Source organism: Paraburkholderia sp. RL17-368-BIF-A, assembly GCF_046054045.1.
GTDB lineage: Bacteria > Pseudomonadota > Gammaproteobacteria > Burkholderiales > Burkholderiaceae > Paraburkholderia > Paraburkholderia graminis.
Genome location: NZ_JARESN010000005.1, coordinates 182617 through 201481 on the forward strand (window position 1 = coordinate 182617; position 18865 = coordinate 201481).

15 protein-coding genes are annotated in these 18865 nt (G+C 65.2%); 9 read left to right on the plus strand and 6 right to left on the minus strand.

Annotation, left to right across the window (positions count from 1 at the left end; all coding sequences use genetic code 11):
• The first annotated feature begins 11 nt into the window (after positions 1 to 11).
• Complete coding sequence (gene xdhB / locus P0D87_RS11320) at positions 12 to 2378, plus strand: xanthine dehydrogenase molybdopterin binding subunit (RefSeq protein WP_053857567.1); 2367 nt, start codon at positions 12 to 14, stop codon at positions 2376 to 2378.
• A 21-nt stretch (positions 2379 to 2399) separates the two neighbouring features.
• On the plus strand, positions 2400 to 2981 hold the full coding sequence (gene xdhC / locus P0D87_RS11325; RefSeq protein ID WP_053858957.1) for a xanthine dehydrogenase accessory protein XdhC: 582 nt from the start codon (positions 2400 to 2402) through the stop codon (positions 2979 to 2981).
• A gap of 67 nt (positions 2982 to 3048) precedes the next feature.
• Here the strand turns inward: xdhC and P0D87_RS11330 are convergent, their stop codons facing one another.
• The 3 genes from P0D87_RS11330 to P0D87_RS11340 all read right to left on the minus strand — a co-directional run bounded on the left by P0D87_RS11330 (position 3049) and on the right by P0D87_RS11340 (position 6529).
• Entirely contained in the window at positions 3049 to 4002 is a 954-nt protein-coding gene (locus P0D87_RS11330; protein WP_053857568.1) for a LysR family transcriptional regulator, read from the minus strand.
• Between the two features lie 232 nt (positions 4003 to 4234).
• Positions 4235 to 4879, minus strand: a complete 645-nt coding sequence (locus P0D87_RS11335) for a 2-hydroxychromene-2-carboxylate isomerase (RefSeq protein WP_053857569.1) — start codon at positions 4877 to 4879, stop codon at positions 4235 to 4237.
• A 99-nt stretch (positions 4880 to 4978) separates the two neighbouring features.
• On the minus strand, positions 4979 to 6529 hold the full coding sequence (locus P0D87_RS11340) for a TAXI family TRAP transporter solute-binding subunit (protein WP_053857570.1): 1551 nt from the start codon (positions 6527 to 6529) through the stop codon (positions 4979 to 4981).
• Between the two features lie 549 nt (positions 6530 to 7078).
• Here P0D87_RS11340 and P0D87_RS11345 point away from each other — a divergent pair.
• Together P0D87_RS11345 and P0D87_RS11350 are read left to right on the plus strand one after the other, a co-directional pair.
• Positions 7079 to 7432 carry a BON domain-containing protein gene (locus tag P0D87_RS11345; protein WP_006047823.1) on the plus strand — a complete coding sequence of 118 codons (354 nt, stop codon included), beginning with the start codon at positions 7079 to 7081 and terminating at the stop codon, positions 7430 to 7432.
• A 355-nt stretch (positions 7433 to 7787) separates the two neighbouring features.
• Positions 7788 to 8036 carry a hypothetical protein gene (locus P0D87_RS11350; RefSeq protein ID WP_006047822.1) on the plus strand — a complete coding sequence of 83 codons (249 nt, stop codon included), beginning with the start codon at positions 7788 to 7790 and terminating at the stop codon, positions 8034 to 8036.
• 48 nt (positions 8037 to 8084) lie between these two features.
• Here the strand turns inward: P0D87_RS11350 and P0D87_RS11355 are convergent, their stop codons facing one another.
• Both P0D87_RS11355 and P0D87_RS11360 read right to left on the minus strand, forming a co-directional pair.
• Positions 8085 to 8873 carry a sulfite exporter TauE/SafE family protein gene (locus P0D87_RS11355; RefSeq protein ID WP_006047821.1) on the minus strand — a complete coding sequence of 263 codons (789 nt, stop codon included), beginning with the start codon at positions 8871 to 8873 and terminating at the stop codon, positions 8085 to 8087.
• Positions 8874 to 9084: 211 nt separating this feature from the next.
• A complete protein-coding gene (locus P0D87_RS11360) occupies positions 9085 to 9744 on the minus strand; it encodes a LysE family translocator (RefSeq protein WP_053857571.1) in 660 nt (219 codons plus the stop codon).
• Between the two features lie 226 nt (positions 9745 to 9970).
• On the opposite strand from P0D87_RS11360, the gene P0D87_RS11365 reads away from it, so the two are divergent.
• From P0D87_RS11365 to P0D87_RS11385, 5 genes are all read left to right on the plus strand, one after another.
• Positions 9971 to 10864 (plus strand): LysR family transcriptional regulator, encoded by an 894-nt coding sequence (locus P0D87_RS11365; protein ID WP_053857572.1) that lies wholly within the window; start codon positions 9971 to 9973, stop codon positions 10862 to 10864.
• 251 nt (positions 10865 to 11115) lie between these two features.
• Positions 11116 to 12099, plus strand: a complete 984-nt coding sequence (locus tag P0D87_RS11370; RefSeq protein ID WP_408636832.1) for a hydroxymethylglutaryl-CoA lyase — start codon at positions 11116 to 11118, stop codon at positions 12097 to 12099.
• Complete coding sequence (locus tag P0D87_RS11375) at positions 12096 to 13331, plus strand: CaiB/BaiF CoA transferase family protein (RefSeq protein ID WP_053857573.1); 1236 nt, start codon at positions 12096 to 12098, stop codon at positions 13329 to 13331. Before P0D87_RS11370 ends, P0D87_RS11375 begins: the two co-directional genes overlap by 4 nt.
• A 69-nt stretch (positions 13332 to 13400) precedes the next feature.
• Complete coding sequence (locus tag P0D87_RS11380; protein WP_053857574.1) at positions 13401 to 14882, plus strand: MFS transporter; 1482 nt, start codon at positions 13401 to 13403, stop codon at positions 14880 to 14882.
• Between the two features lie 394 nt (positions 14883 to 15276).
• Positions 15277 to 16362 (plus strand): glycosyltransferase family 4 protein, encoded by a 1086-nt coding sequence (locus tag P0D87_RS11385; protein WP_029970375.1) that lies wholly within the window; start codon positions 15277 to 15279, stop codon positions 16360 to 16362.
• Between the two features lie 38 nt (positions 16363 to 16400).
• Here P0D87_RS11385 and P0D87_RS11390 read toward each other — a convergent pair whose 3' ends face one another.
• Entirely contained in the window at positions 16401 to 18797 is a 2397-nt protein-coding gene (locus tag P0D87_RS11390; RefSeq protein ID WP_408636822.1) for an RICIN domain-containing protein, read from the minus strand.
• Between the last annotated feature and the right edge of the window lie 68 nt (positions 18798 to 18865).

The window sequence follows — 18865 nt, forward strand, 5'->3', positions numbered from 1 at the left end:
AGAACACAACAATGAATCAGCATGCCGAACCATTCCTGAAAGACGCTCAGGCACTCGACGACTTCACGCAGGTCCACGTATCGCGTCCGCATGAATCGGCGCATCTGCACGTGAGCGGCCGCGCCACTTACACCGACGACATTCCCGCAGTCGCGGGCACGCTGCACGCGGCGCTCGGTCTGTCGGCCAAAGCGCACGCGAAGATCGTGTCGATGTCGCTCGACAAAGTGCGCGCGACGCCCGGCGTGGTCGCGGTCTTCACGGCCGACGACATTCCCGGCGCGAACGATGTCGCGCCGATCGTCCACGGCGACGATCCGATTCTCGCCGATGGCATCGTGCAATACGTCGGTCAGCCGGTCTTCATTGTGGTCGCGACGTCGCACGAAATCGCGCGGCTTGCCGCACGCCGCGCCGAGATCGTCTATGAGGAACTGCCCGCAATCCTCACCGCGCAGCAGGCGCGCGCCGCCAATCAATACGTGTTGCCGCCGATGAAGCTCGCGCGCGGCGAAGCGGGAACGAAGATCGCGCGAGCCGCGCATCGAGATGCCGGCGAAATGCTGCTCGGCGGCCAGGAACAGTTTTATCTCGAAGGGCAAATCTCCTACGCGGTGCCCAAGGACGATGACGGCATGCACGTCTACTGTTCGACGCAGCACCCGACCGAAATGCAGCATCTCGTCGCGCACGCGCTGGGCGTTGCATCGCATAACGTGCTGATCGAATGCCGGCGCATGGGCGGCGGTTTCGGCGGCAAGGAATCGCAGTCGGGCTTGTTCGCGTGCTGCGCGGCGCTCGCCGCCTGGAAGCTGTTGTGCCCGGTCAAGCTGCGCCCCGATCGCGACGACGACATGATGGTCACCGGCAAGCGCCATGACTTCCACTACACGTATGAAGTCGGCTACGACGACAAGGGCGTGATCGAAGGCGTCGCGGTCGACATGACTTCGCGCTGCGGTTTTTCAGCGGATTTGTCGGGCCCCGTGATGACGCGCGCGCTGTGTCACTTCGACAACGCGTACTGGCTTTCGGACGTCGCCATCGACGGCTTTTGCGGCAAGACCAACACGCAATCGAACACCGCGTTTCGCGGCTTCGGCGGTCCGCAAGGCGCGTTCGCGATCGAATACATTCTGGATAACGTCGCGCGCTCCATCGGCGAAGATTCGCTCGACGTGCGCCGCCGCAATCTGTATGGCAAGACCGAGCGCAATCAGACGCCGTATGGCCAGGTCGTCGAAGACAACGTGATTCACGAACTGATCGACGAACTCGAAGCGACGAGCCAATACCGCGCGCGCCGCGCGGCCATCGACGAATTCAACGCAAACAATGAGGTGCTCAAAAAAGGCCTCGCGCTCACGCCGGTCAAGTTCGGCATTGCGTTCAACGTCACGCATTTCAACCAGGCCGGCGCGCTCGTGCATATTTATACCGATGGTTCGGTGCTCGTGAACCACGGCGGCACCGAAATGGGCCAGGGCTTGAACACGAAGGTCGCGCAGGTCGTCGCGCATGAACTCGGCGTCGGCTTCAATCGCATTCGCGTGACCGCGACCGATACGAGCAAGGTCGCGAATACATCGGCGACGGCGGCATCGACCGGTTCCGATCTGAACGGCAAAGCCGCGCAGGACGCGGCGCGTCAACTGCGCGAGCGCCTCGCCGCGTTCGCCGCCGAGCGTTTTGGCGCGGGCGAGGTGAAGGCTTCGGACGTGCGCTTCGCGCATGATCGCGTGATCGTCGGCGAGGCGGTCTTGCCGTTCGAAGAAGTGATCGCGAAGGCGTACCTCGCGCGAATCCAGTTGTGGTCCGACGGTTTTTACGCGACGCCGAAACTGTACTGGGATCAGGCCAAGCTGCAAGGCCGGCCGTTCTATTACTACTCGTATGGCGCAGCCGTGTCGGAAGTCGTGATCGACACCCTGACCGGCGAAATGCGCGTGCTGCGCGCGGACGCGCTGCATGACGTGGGCGCGTCGTTGAACCCGGCGCTCGACATCGGCCAGGTCGAAGGCGCGTTCATTCAGGGCATGGGCTGGCTCACCACCGAGGAGCTGTGGTGGAACGCAGGCGGCAAGCTGATGACGCACGCGCCGTCCACGTACAAGATTCCGACCGTCAACGATACGCCGCCGGTCTTCAACGTGCGGCTCTTCAAGAACCGCAACGCGGAGGACAGCATCCATCGTTCGAAGGCAACCGGCGAGCCGCCGTTGCTGCTGCCGTTTTCCGTGTTCTTTGCGATTCGCGACGCCGTCTCGGCGGTCGGCGATCACAAGGTGAATCCGCCGCTGAACGCGCCCGCGACGAGCGAGGAGATCCTCAAGGCAATCGGCGCGGTACGCGCGGCCACGTCCGCGGCGCGCCGCTAACAGAGAAGAGGGATGAGCGCGATGAAAGACTGCTCTTCCATCCAGATCGGGCGGCGCAGCGCGGTGGAAGCACCGCGCGCGGCGCCGATGCACATCGTGCTGTTCGGCGCGGGACACGTGGGTCATGCGCTGATCGAGTTGCTCGGCAATCTGCCGTGCGTGGTTCAGTGGGTCGACGAGCGCGACGAACTCTTTCCCGACGAAACGCCCGCGAACGTGCAGATCGAAGCTACCGACACGCCCGATGCGATCGTCGACGCCGCGCCGCCCGGCGCATGGTTTCTCGTGATGACGCATAACCATGCGCTCGATTTTTCGCTCGCCGAACGCATCATGCGGCGGACCGACTTTTCTTACTTCGGCATGATCGGTTCGAAGACGAAGCGCGTGAAGTTCGAGCGGCGTTTGCTGGAGCGTGGCGTGGAGCTTGAACGGCTTGAGCAGATGACGTGTCCGATCGGCGTGCCCGGCATCGTCGATAAGGCGCCTGCGATGATCGCCGTCGCGGTGTGCGCGGAGTTGTTGCAGGTTCGCGGGCGGCGGGCTGCTGCGTGTGCTTCAATGCAAACGGAGGCGGAATACAAGCGGCCTCTCAGCGTGTAGCGATAAACGTCCAACGCGCCCGGACAGCCTTAAACGCATCGAGCGCGTGAGTCCATCACGCCACAACTCACCGCGCCCGCCTCGCCCCCCGCGCTTTCTGCGCGACCAGCCCATCCGACACCCCGGACATCAACGCACGCAGCCAGCCGAGATCACTCGGGCGATCCGGCTGCGGATGCCACATCTGATAACACTTGATACGCGGAAACGGAATCGGCGCCTCGACCACCGCGAGCGGCAGAATGCTCGCATAGTGGGTCGCGAAACGACGCGTCGTCGTGAAGATGAGATCCGATTGCAGCAGCGTCTGCGGCACGAGGCCGAAGTAGGGCAGCGTGGCGACGATGCGCCGCTCGGCTTTGGCGCGCGCGAAACCCGTGTCGATCGCGCCGCCGCGCGCGCCGCTATACGGCGTCGGCGCGAGATGCGGCGCGGCGAGATAGGCTTCGCGCGTAAGCGGCGCACGCGTCAGCGGATGATCCGCGCGCATCATGCACACGACAGTGTCCGAGAACAGATCGCTGCGCTCGAAACGCGGATCGGGCTTCGGCCAGTTGCCGATCACGAGATCGAGCTCGCCGGCATCGAGCGCGGCGGAATGATCGAGCGTCGGATTCAGCGAATCGATTTCGAGCCGCGCATGCGGCGCCGCCTCGCGAAACTGCGCGATCACGGTCGGCATGAAGAAGTCGTTCAGATAATCGGGCGCGGCCACGCGAAACGTGCGGCGCGAGCGGCCCGGATCGAAATCGCCGTGCGGCGTGGCCACGAAATCGACTTCGCGCAGCACGCGTTGCGCCGACGCCAGCAGCGATTCGCCGTATTCGGTCGGCACCATGCCGGACTTCCCGCGCACGAGGATCGGGTCGTTCAGCGTCTCGCGCAGCTTGCGCAGCGCCGTGCTGATCGCGGGCTGCGTTTGATTGAGCCGCAGCGCGGCTTGTGTGACGCTGCGCTCGACAAGCAGCGTGCGCAGCACGCGCACGAGCCAGATGTCGAGGGAGGCGGCGGTGTCGTCCATGGTAGAAGCCAAGCGAAGGCGAGCGGGCGTTGTGCCCCGGTGCCCGAAAGTCAGCCGCGCGCAGGCCCGGCAACACGCGGGTCATGCATCGCGCAAAGGTTATAACCTTAGGCCCGATTGCACCGCGGCGGCCATAGCGGGCACGGTATGACCGGCATCAGCCGCGCAAGCGCGGCCACCGCGCGTCATGCCGCGCTTGCGGCCACCACGCGTCACGCCGCGTGCTCCGCGTTCAAAGGTCCGCGAGACCCGAGGGCAACGCGCTGATCCGCTTCACTTCGCTCGATTCCAGCCAGTTCGGCGTGCGCGCGCAGTACAGCACCATCGGCAACGCGTCCTCGCCCCAGAACAACTGGTCGTTCAGACGAAAGGTCGGCACGCCGTAGACGCCGAGCCCGATTGCATCCGCCGTATTGCGCCGCAACTGGGCTTGCACTTCCTCGCTCTTGATGAGTTCCGGACCATCGGGCATGCCGACGCGCTCGCACAGTTCGGCGAACGCCTCGTCGGTCGAAGGATCGCGGCCTTCGCGCCAGATGAAGCGGAAGATTTCGCGCACGCACACCACGTCGGCCTGCGCGGCGGTGGCGAGCAACAGCGGCTTCATCGAGTCGAACGGATGGGCCGGCGGCATCTTGTAGGGAATGCCGAGCTGTTCCGCGCGAAAGAGCGCGTGCCGGTACATGAAGGTGCGCTTGGCCGGCACGCTGTACGCCGGCCGCTGCCCCCAATGGCGATACAGGTCGTTCAGCACCACGGGCGTGAAGGCGAAGTCGAAGCCCGGCCATTTGTCGTGTTGCTCGAGCAGCAGGTACGTGAACGGCGAGACGAAATCGTAGAACCACAGCGGCTGCGCGGCGTCGATGCCAACGGTCATATATGTCTCCCGGATTGCCTGTCCGACAGATCGGCGGATGCGTCTGCTAGATCGTCGGAATTGTAATGATCTTACGCGGTGCGGCAGCGGCTTGCACCGTCAATCTGGTTTGCGGCGCTCGTCGGCGCGGGTTTCGCCGATCTCGGCGGCTTCATTCGGCGCGGCGGGCGCGGCGTCGGGTTCGTCGGGTTTGCCGGGCTGGTCCGCGCTGTCCGCCTGGTCGGTGCCGTCTGCTTCGATGGCCGCAGCTTCCGCTTCCTCGGCTTCGTCGTCCGCGGTATCGAACGCCTCCGACATCTCGCGCCGGCCGTCGCGGCTTTGCGTGAGCCTTGCCCGCACGAAGCCGATATGCTCGCGCAGCACATAGAACTGGTCGGCATAGGCGAGCGGCATCTTCAGACCGTTCACCGAATCCTCGATGGCGTCGAGCCGTTGCAGCAGCGACGCCCGCTCGGCCGCCGAATGATCGCTGAGCGCGCTGCGCTCGATCGCGATCAGCGCGCCGTACCAGCGATAGATGCGCGACTTCACGCGCCACGCATACAGCGACGGCACGAGCCGCAGCGCCGGAATCAGCAGCACGATAAGCGGCACGACCACCACCAGCAGACGGTCGGCGAGGCTCGCGAGCCAGAACGGCAACACCCGGTACAGGAAGCCCTTGCCCGACTTGTAGTAGCGCGCGGCGTCGTCGCTGATCGGGAAGTCGTGGGCGAGCGGCGCGGGGAATTCGCCGGCGCGCTGCATGATATTCGCCTTGCCGTGTACCTCGCGCGCGGCGTCGATCAGAAGGTCCGACAGCGCCGGATGCAGCGAGTCGCGCGCCACCAGTTCGGCGGTCGGCGCGACCATGTGAATCGGCGCGGACGGCAGATTCTTGCCGAGGTCGAACGCGCCCATCGGCAATTCGAGCTGCGTCAGATACGGGAAGCGCCGTGTGTACGCGTCGGCCTGGACAAAATCGTAGAACTGCACGTTCGGCGTGCGGTAAAGCTTGCCCATGACTGCGGGCTGCGCGGAATCGCCGGCCAGAAATGCCGCATCCACCTTGCCGGAGACGAGCGCCTGCGCGGCGTCGTCGCCCGAAAGCGGCAGCAGCTTCGTCGTGCCGCCGGGCTCGATGCCGTTCGCCTTGAGGAGCGCGAGCGCCAGTTGTCGCGTGCCGCTGCCTTCGGCGCCGACCGCGAGGCGCTGGCCCTTGAATTCGGCGAGCCGCGCAACCGTGGGGCCGTGATAGAAGATCGCGAGCGGCACATACGACACGCTGCCAAGCGATATGAGCCCGTTGCTCGCCGCGCCGGGCGCCATGCCGTCCTGCACGAAGCCGACGTCGACGTCCGAGTTCGGGTCGGACAGCCGCTTGAGGTTTTGCAGCGATCCTTCGGAGGGCAGCACCTTCAACGTGATGCGGTTGCGCGCCAGAATCTCCTTGTACTTCTGCGCGGCGTTCCAGAAGGTGCTGCCTTCGGGACCGGCGCTGATGGTCAGCGTGCTGGGCGGCGCGGGCTGGATCAGGCGCACGGCGACCCAGATCGCGGCCACGGCGATCAGGAAGATGGGTCCGAACGAGACCGCGAGGTCGCGCCATGAGATCGCGACAAAACGCGCGACGAGGCGGGGAGGGCGTAGGCGGCCGGGGACTGGCTTCATCGGATGACGGGGACGGCGACTGTCGAAGGTGAACTGGAATGCGGCGCTGCGCGTGGCGCCGATGGTACCTGAGATTGCCGCGGCGGCGGAATGCGCGGCATCGGCGCGCGCTGAGAAAGCCGTAACAAAAGGTGACTGCGGGTGACTGCGGGTGACTGCGGGGTGACTGCGCCCGCCGGTGAATCGCCACTGACCCGCATCGCGTATGACTAAACCCTTTGCGCTTCTGGCCCGGCTAGATTAAATTGTGCATCGCTGCCGCGAACACACGTCTCGCGCGGCGCGACCCGGCACGACAGACAAGAACCGGGCGCGTCGGCGGATCTCGCGGCTTGCCGGTTTCCGTACCGCATCGCATGCAGGTCAGTATCGTCAGCGCGTGCGGTATAGGCAGCCGGTCTCTCTTTGTGCCTCTCGCATCTCGTGTCGCCGCCCACAGCCGGCCATTGCCTCGCCGCGCGCATTGTCGCGCCCCGGCCAGGGCCGCAGGTAGTCGTAACGAAGCCGCTTATTCAAGCGGTCCAATATGAAGCTAAGGAGAGAAGAAATATGAAATCGGTCGGTTTTCTGAAGACGCTGGGCTCGGTGGTGGCAATGGTGGTGGCATGCAACGTCTATGCTCAGGCAAGCGATGCAACGGCAACCGGCACGACAGCCGCCCCCGCCGCCAGCGCGAAGGCGAGCAAGAAGGCCAATAGCCAGCTCGGCCGCAAGGTGCGCGCCGCGATCTCGAAGACGCAAGGCGTCGACGTGTCGAACATCTCCGTGCGTGCCCGCGGCGGCGCGGTGACGCTGACGGGTTCGGTGCCCGACCAAGGCCAGATCGACGCGGCCGGCGAGGCAGCGAAGGGCGTCGCGGGCGTGACGTCGGTGTCGAACAAGCTGTCGGTGATGCAGCAGTAAGCGTGACGAGCGGGCGCATCGGTCAGCCCGCCATGACGGCGCGCTGACCGGCTGCGTGAGTGGGCGAGATAGCGCCGGAAGCCGCTCTTTACACGGCTCTTTATACGGCTCTTTATTCGGCTCTCAGCGCGGCTCCCGACGCGATGCGCCGTTCGATGCATGCGAAAAAGCTCCGGCAATCCTGCCGGAGCTTTTTTTCGTCACGCGATTACGCGCGATCATTCACAAGCAGCGACGATGGCGTCGCCATAGCTCGATGCGGTGCGGTGCTGCGCCGTCGTCCGACTGTGCGCAATGACACATTTGGGACGCTGCCCCAAGCGTACTGTGTGCATGGAGAACCGGAGTCATCGCCATGCAAACCACGCTCCTGCGCTATACCGATCTGCCCATCACCGACCGCGCCGCTTTCGAACTGGTCTGCGCGCGGCACGGCTTCGCGCCCGCGCATTTCGACGTCAGCGTTCACGCCGATCCGGCCGATCCCGCCCAGGGACGCCTCGTCACCGTGCGGCGCGGCGGCTGGGCGCAATCCTATTACGACCGTCAGGGTCAATGGGTCAGACAGTTCGAGGCCGATCTCACCTGCCGCTTCTTCAGATGATTCGCGTCACGGCGGCGGGCACCCTCAGCACCACCCCCAGCGCCGCTCTCAGGCCAGCACGAGACGCACGCCGACCAGCGTGAGCGTGGCGGCGAGCAGATTGCGCAGCAGCGCATCGGGTGCGCGCGCGGACAGCATGCTGCCGATCGCGATGCCCGGCAGCGAGCCGACCAGCAGCGACAGCAGCATCGACCAGTCGACGGAACCGAGCAGCCAATGGCCCGCACCCGCGAGCAGCGTGAGCGGCACCGCATGCGCGATGTCCGAGCCGACGATGCGCATGGTCGGCAGCAGCGGATAAAGCAGCAGCAACACGGTCACGCCGATCGCCCCCGCGCCCACCGAAGTCAGCGACACCAGCACGCCAAGCACCGCGCCCGTCAGCATGGTGAGCACAAGCGTGCGCCCCTGGCTCGGCGTGCGGCGGCGGTGCGCGCCCAGCGCGGCGAGTTGCGGGCGGAACACGAGCGCGACCGCGGTCACGAGCAGCGCGGCGCCGAGGACAAGCTGGATCAGCCGGCTCGCGCCCGGCGTGTCCATCCCGTAGCGGTGCAACAGCAGCAGCGTGATGGTCGCGGCGGGCACGCTGCCGGCCGCGAGCCGCAGCGTCACCTGCCAGTCGACGGAACCCTTCAGGCCGTGGACCAGCGTGCCCGTCGCCTTGGTGGCGGCCGCGTACAGGAGGTCGGTGCCGACGGCCGTCGCCGGATGCACGTTGAAGAGCAGCACCAGAATCGGCGTCATCAGCGAGCCGCCGCCCACGCCCGTCAGTCCGACCAGAAAGCCGACGAACAGGCCGGACGCGGAGTACAGCAGATCGATATGCGGAAGAGCCATTGAAGAGACCGCGGGCGGTCGGTGGATTGACGGTTAGGGCACGGGCGGCGCGCGTGCCTCGACCGCCGACGCGGGTCGGCAAGCTGGAAAGAAGGCGGCGCCCGGCGCGGCGAAAGCCGCTATTGTCGCAAAACTGACGCCGCAGCGTACGGAATGCGCGGAAGCGGGCGTGCCGCGAGGTCTGAGAGCGGGGTTGAGAGCGGCGCGCCGCTCAGAGCGCGCGGCGAATTTCGACGACGCCGAACGCCGCCAGCATGACGCCGACGAACCGGTCGATCGCGAGCCGCAGCTTGCTGCCGATCGCATGCCGCGCCAGCGACACCACGGTCACGAGGAAACACCACCACGCGATCGAGCCGCAGAACACGCCGCCGACGGTCGTCAGCGCGATCGTCGATGAAAATGCGCCGCGCGGCGCGAGCGTCGTGAACAGCGCGGCAAACATGATGACCGTTTGCGGGTTCGTCAGCGTGAGCAACAGGGAGCTCGCGTAGGCACGCAACGCGCCGGCGCGGCCCACTTGCGCGAGCTTGCTGTTGCCGTTGCCATTGCCGTCTGGTTCGCCGTTGGCCGTGTCTGCCGGCGCTTTTTGCAGCAGCGTGCGCACACCGAGATACAGCAGGAACAAGCCGGCGAGCAGATGCAGCGGCCGGTCATAAGCCAGCATGAACTGCGAGATGCTGACGAGGCCGAGCGCGGCGATCAGGCCATACAACGCGTCGCCCGTTGCTATGCCGAGGCCGATCGCAAGCCCCGCGCGGGGACCGCCGGTCAACGTGCGGCGAATGCAGAGCATGCCCATCGGGCCGACCGGCGCGGCAATCGCGAGTCCGACGCCGGCGGCGGTGAAGAAGAGGCTGGTCATCGACATGGCGGGTTCCGGTGGTTGTTGTTCGGATAGCGTGGGGCGAGCGATGTGTGTCTAAAATCTGCAACCCGCCGCCTCCCAAGACCATCGCCCAGCATAGCCACAGCGCATCCCGCGAGCAAGCGCCGACTCCCCACAATGTCACTAACCGTGAATACCCTGGCCTCGCGCGGCTGCCGCTTCTCATCGGGCATAATTTTCCGCACTCAAATCCTCGGAGCCGATGCCCATGTGGCAGATCGATCAGGTGACGTTGCGCTTGTTCATCGCCGTGTGCGAGGAAGGCACCATCGCGCGCGCCGCGGAGCGCGAGTTCATCGCGCCTTCGGCGGTCAGCAAGCGGCTCGCCGATCTCGAAGCGCTCGTCGACGTCGCGCTGCTTTCGCGCAGTCAGCGCGGCGTGCGCGCGACGGCCGCCGGCGAGGCGCTGTTGCGGCATGCGCGGCTCATCATGCGCGGCCACGAACGCATGCAGGCCGAACTCAGCCAGTACGCAGCCGGCGCGCGCGGGCACGTGCGCGTGCTGGCGAACGTATCGTCGATGGTCGAGTTTTTGCCCGAGGCCTTGTCCGAATTCCTGAAGGCCAATCCGCAGATTCGCGTGGATGTCGAAGAGCGCGTGAGCGCGGAGATCGTGCGCGGTCTCGAGGAAGGCGTTGCCGATCTCGGCATTTGCCGCGACGTCGTGCCGATGGGCAGTCTCGACGCGCTGCCGTACCGCGCCGACCATCTCGCGCTGATCGTGCCGCGCGGCCATCCTCTTGCCGCCGAGGCCAACGTCGACTTCGAGCAGACGCTCGCCTTCGATCATCTCGGGCTCTCGTCGAACGCATCGGTCAATGCGCTGATGCAGCGGATCGCGGCCGAGAAAGGGCGCGAGTTGAACTACCGCACGTACGTGTCGACCTTCGACGCCGCGTATCGCTTCATCCAGGCCGGCCTCGCGGTGGCGATTCTGCCAGGCGAAGCGCTGCCCCGCCATGCCGCTGACGAATACGGCATCGTCGCCGTGCCGTTGCGCGACGCATGGGCCGAGCGGCGCTTCGTGATCTGCGTGCGCGACCGCGGCGCGCTGACGCTTGCCGCGTCGCATCTGCTGGATCATTTGCTGCGCGCGGTTTAGGGCGTTGCGCCGCGGTTGCGCTAACTACTCACGCTCCACGCACGCCCCGCCCCTTCTGAAAAGCCCTTAGGGGTTTTCCCTCTGCGACGCCGCACGGCCGTCCCGCTTGCCTCGCCGGCCATCGTCAACGGCGATGGAGTGCTTCGTCAACGCAGACTTTGCTACGCGCACGCGCGCAGGCACGCTGTGATCCGTGCTTCATTTCCCCGCATTTCTCCGCAGGAATTCAACCCATGAGCGACATGAGCGACATGAGCGATACGAAGGAACGCGTCGTCATAACCGAAGTCGGCATGCGCGACGGTCTGCAAAGCATCGCGCGAACCATGCCCACCGAATTCAAGCGCCGCTGGATCGATGCCGCGTATGCCGCCGGCGTGCGGCACATGGAAGTGGCGTCGTTCGTGCCGGCGAAACTGTTGCCGCAGATGGCCGACGCCGACGAAGTCATCGCTCACGCACTCGGCTACGACGATCTCATCGTGACCGCGCTCGTGCCCAATCTGAAGGGCGCGCAACGCGCACTTGAAGCGGGCGTGCATCGGATCGTCGCGCCGATTTCGGTGAGCGCCGCGCACAGCCTCGCAAACGTGCGCAAGACGCCCGCCGAAATGGTCGATGCGTTCGCAACCATGCGCGACGCGATCGACAGCGCGCAAGGCGCAGGCACGCGGCGTGTGCAACTGATCGCCGGTTTGTCGACGGTATTCGGCTGCACGCTGCAAGGCGCGGTGCCTTACGCGGACATCGCCGCGATCGCACGCGACGCCGTCAACGCAGGCGCCGATGTCATCGCGCTCGGCGACACGACCGGCGAAGCCACGCCGCGTCAGGTCGGCGAGATCATCGACCTCGTGCGCGGCGTCGCGGGCGACAAGCTGCGCTCGCTGCATTTCCACGACACGCGCGGCCTCGGCCTCGCGAATACGCTGATCGCGCTGCAACACGGCATCCGCGAATTCGACGCGTCGCTCGCCGGACTCGGCGGCTGCCCGCATGCGCCTGGCGCGATGGGCAACGTCAACACCGAAGACCTCGTGTTCATGCTCGACAGCATGGGCTATCAAACCGGCATCGACCTTGCCCGCCTGATCGCGTCGCGCGACGTGCTCGCCGATGCCTTGCCGGGCGAGCCGCTCTACGGCTACCTCGCGCGCGCCGGTGTGCCGAAGCAGTTCGCGATCTCCCAACCCAGCCAATCTTCAACTCCTTCGTGCTCGCAGGTGCCGCAATGAACGCCTCTTCTTTTACCGACAATTCCGCCGCCGACGCGCCGCAACGCGCGTTGCCGCTCGCCGGCATTCGCGTGATCGAGCTTTCGCATATGGTGATGGGTCCGACGTGCGGGATGATCCTCGGCGATCTCGGCGCCGAAGTCATCAAGGTCGAGCCGCCGCGCGGCGACGGCACGCGGCGCCTGCTCGGCACCGGCGCGGGTTTTTTCCGCACCTTCAATCGCAACAAGAAGAGCGTCGCGCTCGACCTCGATAGCGAGGCGGGACTTGCCGCGCTGCATGAGCTCGTCGATACCGCCGATGTGTTCGTCGAAAACTTCAAGCCGGGCCGCATGGCGAGCCTCGGTCTCGACTACGCGTCGCTGCGCGAGCGCAACCCGAAGCTCATCTACGTTTCGCACAAGGGCTTTCTCAACGGGCCTTATGAGCACCGGCTCGCGCTCGACGAAGTCGTGCAGATGATGGCCGGCCTCGCGTATATGACGGGCCCCGTGGGCCGTCCGCTGCGCGCGGGCAGTTCGGTCAACGACATCATGGGCGGCATGTTCGGCGCGATCGGCGTGCTGGCCGCGCTGCACGAACGGCATGCGAGCGGACGCGGCAAGGAAGTGCAGAGCGCGCTCTTCGAGAACTGCGTGCTGCTGTCCGCGCAGCACATGCAGCAGTATGCGGCCACCGGCGTGGCGCCTGCGCCGATGCCCGAGCGCATCAGCGCATGGGCCGTGTATGACGTGTTCACGCTTGCCGGCGACGAGCAGATGTTCATTGCCGCAACGGGCGACGGTCAATGGCGCGCGTTGTGCGCGATTCTCGGCCGCGCCGATCTGCTCGCCGACCCCCGTCTCGCAACCAACAACGATCGGGTGCTCGCGCGCTCATGGCTGTTGCAGACGCTCGGCGAAACGCTGCGGGAATTCGACGGCGCGGCGCTCGTGCCGCTGTTCGAACGCGACCATATTCCGTTCGCGTCGATCGTGAAGCCCGAAGAACTGTTCGACGATCCGCATCTGAACGAAAGCGGCGGCCTCGCGCGTCTCACGCTCGACGACGGCAGCGAAACCGCGATGCCGCTGCTGCCCATTTCAATCGACGGTGAGCGTTTGCAGCCGCGTCAGCCGATCGCGAAGATCGGCGAGCACACGGCTGAGGTGCTGCGCGAACTCGGCTATGACGACGCGCGAATCGCCTCGTTGACGAGCGGTTCAAATCAGACGCCGCGCGAAGCCGCATAGGGGTTTCTTGTCGCGCACGCGGTCAACCAGGCTTAACCGGCAACAGACCGGCATTCAAGGAGACAGACGATGAAGTCGTCGAATCAAACAGTGTATGCAACAGCGCTCGGCGATGCCGGCGCGCTCGGCTTGCCTTCGGGCGCCGGCGCAGCGGCGGGCGGCCGTGCCGAAGAAATCGCCCTTGGCGGCGCGCGCATTTCGGCGCGGCTCGACCGCCTGCCGGCCACGCGTTCCATCTGGAAGCTCGTGATGTTGCTGAGCCTCGGGCTCTTCTTCGAACTGTACGACCTCATGTTCTCCGGCTACATCGCGCCGGGCCTCGTGAAGAGCGGCATTCTCACCGCGACGACGCATGGTCTGTTTGGCACGAGCGGTGTCGCGAGCTTTATCGCCGCATTGTTCGCGGGGCTTTTCATCGGCACGGCGGCTTGCGGTTTTCTTGCCGATCGCTTCGGGCGGCGCGCGATCTTCACATGGTCGCTGCTGTGGTACACGGCGGCGAACATCGTCATGGCGTTTCAGGACACGGCGCTCGGACTGAACGTGTGGCGCTTCATCGCGGGCATCGGCATCGGCGTGGAGATCGTGACGATCGGCACGTACATCTCCGAACTGGTGCCGAAGCATGTGCGCGGCCGCGCGTCGGCGTGCTCGCAGGCCGTGGGTTTTTGCGCGGTGCCGATCGTCGCGTTTCTCTCGTATCTGCTGGTGCCGCATCAATATTTCGGTCTCGACGGCTGGCGTCTCGTCGTATTGACCGGCGTTATGGGCGCGATCGTCGTCTGGTGGATTCGCCTCGGTTTGCCGGAGAGTCCGCGCTGGCTCGCGCAAAAAGGCCGCCTCGACGAAGCGGACGCGATCATGACGCGGCTCGAGGCGCGAGTCGAACGCGAGTATGGACGCGCGCTGCCGGAGCCTGCATTGCCCGAGCCGGTGCGGGCGCGCGCTGCGTTCCGCGATCTGCTCGTGCCGCCGTATCGCAAGCGCACGCTGATGCTGATCATCTTTCACGTCTTCCAGACGATGGGCTACTACGGCTTCGCGAACTGGATTCCGACCTTGCTGATCAAGCAGGGCATCACGGTGACGACGAGCCTGATGTACGCGAGCATCATCGCCGTGGCCGCGCCGCTCGGACCGCTGCTGGGCTTGCTGATTGCGGACCGCTTCGAGCGCAAGACGGTGATCATCTGTATGGCCGCGGTCAACGTCGTGTGCGGGCTGCTGTTCAGCCAGGCGCGCGAAACGGTGCTGCTCGTGAGTCTCGGCGTGTGTCTCGTGCTGGCCGGCAACATCATTTCCTACAGTTATCACGCGTATCAGGCCGAACTCTTTCCCACCAGCATTCGCGCACGCGCGGTCGGTTTCGTCTATTCGTGGAGCCGGCTTTCGGCGATGTTCTCCGCATTCGTGATCGCCGGATGCCTGAGAGAGTTTGGAGTGAATGGCGTGTTCGCATTCATTTCGAGTGCGATGGTGATCGTGATGCTCGCTATCGGCACACTCGGGCCGAAGACGCGCGACGTCGCACTGGAGGACATCTCGAAGTAGCGCACTGGGCGCGAGAACAAACGTGCTCGCGCTTCAATAATCTTTCCGGCAATGTGCGGTAGCGCACGTTGATTGCCGCCACGAGTTCGCGGCGCCGCGCGGTCGTTCGGATCGCAACGGCAGCGGCGGCGGATTTGCGTCCGGAATGGGCGATACCGCGCATTTCACAGCGGAAGAAGTCTTGGCCTTGGCGCAAATTTGCAGGATGTTGGGTGTAACGTTTTCTGGCGACGGTTGCCGGTGCATCGGCAAGTCGCGGGTTTCGGAGACGACGCGCGTCACGAATGCGCGCCACATACTAACTATCGGATGAGAGCGTCGAGTGGGCCGTTTTTGCTCACGTGCGCGGATCATCTCGCCGCTGTGAAGCGGGCGGTCATCAGAGAGATAAATCGTGAGGATTCTTCAACTGGTTCACGCACCACGATTGTCGGGGGCAGAAGTACTCGTCAAAGGGCTTGCAATTCATCATCAGCGTGCCGGGCATGAAGTCTGTATGACTTCGCTGCTGCCGCAGCAGGACGATTTCGCCGACATTCGCGCGGAGCTCAACGCGGCCGGCGTCATGTGCCGCTTTCCGCAAGTGCGTCATGGCCGCGCGGGCAAGCTGGTGCACCTGTATCGCGTAGTGCGCGAGTTTCGGCCGGATTTCATCATTGCGCATGCGACGCTTGCGGCGCTCTATGTGCGTTTGTTGCCGGTGCATACGCCTATCGCATGGGTGATGCACTCGGGCGTCAACGACTTCGAGAACGGCGCGCTCAAACGCGCCGAACGACTGCTGTCGCGGCGAGCTAGTGCGATCATCGGCGTGTCGCAGCAGAATCTCGACGACTATATGCGCGAGATCGGCAGACATCCGTCGATGGTTGTGATTCCTAATGGTGTGGACGCGTCGCAATTCGCCGCGCCGGACGCCACGCCTGCGCATGACAGCGCGGTGCCGCCGAAGCAGATCGTGCAGCTCGGCCGGTACATAGAAGCAAAGAGTCAGTTGCACACCGTTCGCGCGTTCGAGCGCGTCTTGCAGGTGGAACCCGAAGCACGTCTGCTGCTTTGCGGCGTGGTCGAAGAACTCGACTATCACCGCGCGGTGGTGTCGCTAGTCAGAGAGCTTGGACTCGAGAGCAAAGTGACCGTATGCGGACCGCGCTCGGACGTCGCCGCGGTGTTGCGTTCGTCGCGCGTGTTCGCGATGCCCTCGCGTTTCGAAGCGCAGAGCATTGGCTTTCTCGAGGCGCTGGCGTCCGGCATTCCGGTCGTCGCGAACCGGATTCCTTCGTTCGGCTTTGCGAGCAGCCTGCCCGGCGTGAGCCTCGTCGATACGACGGACGTCGAAGCGTACGGCCATGCGCTCGCTAACGCGCTGAATACGCCGCGCGCGCACCGGCAGCTCGCCGGTTATACGTTGCATGACACGGCGGATCGCTATATGTCGATCGTGCGCAAGTTCGCAGAGCCTTTGCGCATGTCTGCCTGACACGATCGACCGGCCGCTTCTTTACGCGTCACACGACGTTATTGAGCGAGCCGGTCGATTCGCACCGTCTCCGAAAAAAGCCCCGGCAATTCGCCGAGATCCTGCGGCGTGCCCAGCGTCAGGCCGTTTTTCAGCGGATAGCGCGACAGCGCCGGAGCGCCGCCCGTGAAGTAGAAGTCGCCGAGCGTCGCGTCCACTCGACGATAAAGCGCGAGCGCCGCGCCTTGCTTGCCGTGAACGTAGGCCGGAAACACATCCGACCACGACATGCCGCGCAACGAAGCGACATGCGCGGGCACGGCAGTCGCGTCGGCGATATCAAGCGCCGCAATGTCGATCAGCGCGTCTGCGTCGGTGCCGTCGAGGCGCGGCGTGACCAGCAGCAGCGTGTCGCGATCTTCGCCGTGCAGCGAGGCGACCGCGGGCTTCACGAAGCCTGGCATGAAGCCGGCCGGCAGCATTTTGCGTTCGCCGATCGTCATGCCCGCGTTGTCGTTGCGTATGACCGTGAGCGACACGCGTTCTTGCACTGTCTCCAGCGCGACGAGCGATGAGCGCGAGCCCGCCTTGCCGAACGGCAAGAGCGTCGCATTCTGCGTGAGACCTTTGGCTTCTGCGACGAGCGTGGGCTGTGCAGCAGTGCTTGCCGCGCCGTTCGAGGACGCGAGCCACAAATCGAGTCCGCTGTCCGCGCGCTTCTGTGCAATCAGCACACTCGCGCGATGCGTGCCGGTGAAATCCGCGGCCACATATTGCTGCGTCAGCTCGGGCTTGAATGCGGTACTTGTTTGCAGCCAGAGGCGCGGCGCGTCGAAGTGGTCGCCCGCGCTGCGCAGCAGCCAGAAGGCGGTGCCGTTCTCGCGCGCGGTGACGATCATCAGATCCGCCTTGCCGTCGCCGTCGAAGTCGCCGAGCAGAAAGCGCGCGCTGTCGAAGCACAACTTGTCGCCCGCGCAGCTTGGCGCGGTGGCGCGTGCATCGAATGGAACCGCGGCCTTGTACCACAGCGCCGGCGGCGCGGCGCGTTCCAGCGACGCGACATAGACATCGAATCCAGGGCCGTCGTGCTGCCGTTGCACGTAGACGGCGGACGCGTCGCCCGTTCCCGTCACGTCGGCATACATGGCGGTCGCGAGCCGCAGATCGTTGGCCTGAATGTGCTGCGTCGTGGCCCAGCGGTAACGCGTGGTGAGCGCCGCACAGCCGCGCATCGTCAGCTTGCCGCCGGTTTCGCCGAGGCAGTGACGCATCGGCGTGTAGACGAAGCCGAAGTCCCAAGGCGTCCAGCGTTGCGCGAGGTCCCATTGATCGCAGCTTTCCGCGCGCAGATAACCGTCGCGCTCGGCAATGCATTGCGACGTGGCCACACTCACGAGCGCGGCGTTGCGTGCATTGCCGGGATACACCGTGAGCGGTTCCCATCGCCATTGCTGCGCGGCCGATCCGTTGCACGCGGCGAGTGTGGGCGCCTGGTTCATGCCGGGCGCGGTCACACAGCGGTTCGTCGCCACGTTGAATAGCGTGATCGGGCGCGCGACGAAGTCCGGCACACGGCGATCGCTGCGGTCCGCGAACGCATAGCGTCGCGCGATCCAGTTGCCGTCCCACTGGAATTCGCCGAACACATGCGACGACTCGCTTCCGTCGACGGAAAAGTAGCTCGCGACGATGTCGCGCTTGCGTTGCACCTCGGCAGCAGGAAGATTGCCGGGCCAGCCGCCGGTGGGATAAGTCACGTGGTAGACGATCGGCACGCTGTTGCCGAGCGTCTGCGCGACATGACGCGTTATGCGCGCGGCGAGAATGTGATCCGGGTGCTCGACAAATGGTACGGTATCCGGATTAAGTGTGTAGATCAGCGTGGCCTGAGCGAGAATCGCCTTCAGTGTCGCGGAGAGCGACTCGCGATCGTACTTCATGCGCCCCGAGCCGTCCGCGTTGATCGGATACGTGGATAGCGTTGCGCGCTGTTCCCATAACAAGCCGAGCGGCTCGCGGCCGCCGCGCACGCCGCCGCCCGGCAGCCGCAGTTCGAGCAGCCGAACCTGCGGCTTGGCTTTCAGCACCATTTCATGCACGAGCTTGCCGGCGATCTCGACGCTCGACTCGTTCCATGCGTCGGGCACACCGGCCATGCGCGCATACGCGAGCCGCGACGCTTGCTCGCGCGTCAGCACATAGGGGAGCCTGGCGCCGTTTGCGCCGCCGATCAGATGAACTGTGGTGATGCACCATCCGGCATCGAGACGCTCGCTAATCGCGGGATCGACGAACAGCAGATCGTCGTCCAGATGCGCAACGACGGTGACGAGCGTTCCCGCCTTGCAGTCCGCCGCGCGCGCTGCCGTTGGTAACACGGCCAACGCGAGCAGCGCGAAGAGCGCGCCGAGCGCAATGCATATTCTCCGAACAACACGGGCCGCCGATGATCGCATGTGCATTCGAGCCTTTTATAGTGCGCTCGATCATACTGCAATCATCTGACGTTCCACGTTGGCGGGCT

Bases quoted from the DNA above. Each gene is read 5' to 3' on its own strand.
- xdhB (WP_053857567.1), top strand. From the start codon at position 12: ATGAATCAGCATGCCGAACCATTCCTGAAAGACGCTCAGGCACTCGAC.
- xdhC (WP_053858957.1), top strand. From the start codon at position 2,400: ATGAAAGACTGCTCTTCCATCCAGATCGGGCGGCGCAGCGCGGTGGAA.
- P0D87_RS11330 (WP_053857568.1), bottom strand. From the start codon at position 4,002: ATGGACGACACCGCCGCCTCCCTCGACATCTGGCTCGTGCGCGTGCTG.
- P0D87_RS11335 (WP_053857569.1), bottom strand. From the start codon at position 4,879: ATGACCGTTGGCATCGACGCCGCGCAGCCGCTGTGGTTCTACGATTTC.
- P0D87_RS11340 (WP_053857570.1), bottom strand. From the start codon at position 6,529: ATGAAGCCAGTCCCCGGCCGCCTACGCCCTCCCCGCCTCGTCGCGCGT.
- P0D87_RS11345 (WP_006047823.1), top strand. From the start codon at position 7,079: ATGAAATCGGTCGGTTTTCTGAAGACGCTGGGCTCGGTGGTGGCAATG.
- P0D87_RS11350 (WP_006047822.1), top strand. From the start codon at position 7,788: ATGCAAACCACGCTCCTGCGCTATACCGATCTGCCCATCACCGACCGC.
- P0D87_RS11355 (WP_006047821.1), bottom strand. From the start codon at position 8,873: ATGGCTCTTCCGCATATCGATCTGCTGTACTCCGCGTCCGGCCTGTTC.
- P0D87_RS11360 (WP_053857571.1), bottom strand. From the start codon at position 9,744: ATGTCGATGACCAGCCTCTTCTTCACCGCCGCCGGCGTCGGACTCGCG.
- P0D87_RS11365 (WP_053857572.1), top strand. From the start codon at position 9,971: ATGTGGCAGATCGATCAGGTGACGTTGCGCTTGTTCATCGCCGTGTGC.
- P0D87_RS11370 (WP_408636832.1), top strand. From the start codon at position 11,116: ATGAGCGATACGAAGGAACGCGTCGTCATAACCGAAGTCGGCATGCGC.
- P0D87_RS11375 (WP_053857573.1), top strand. From the start codon at position 12,096: ATGAACGCCTCTTCTTTTACCGACAATTCCGCCGCCGACGCGCCGCAA.
- P0D87_RS11380 (WP_053857574.1), top strand. From the start codon at position 13,401: ATGAAGTCGTCGAATCAAACAGTGTATGCAACAGCGCTCGGCGATGCC.
- P0D87_RS11390 (WP_408636822.1), bottom strand. From the start codon at position 18,797: ATGCGATCATCGGCGGCCCGTGTTGTTCGGAGAATATGCATTGCGCTC.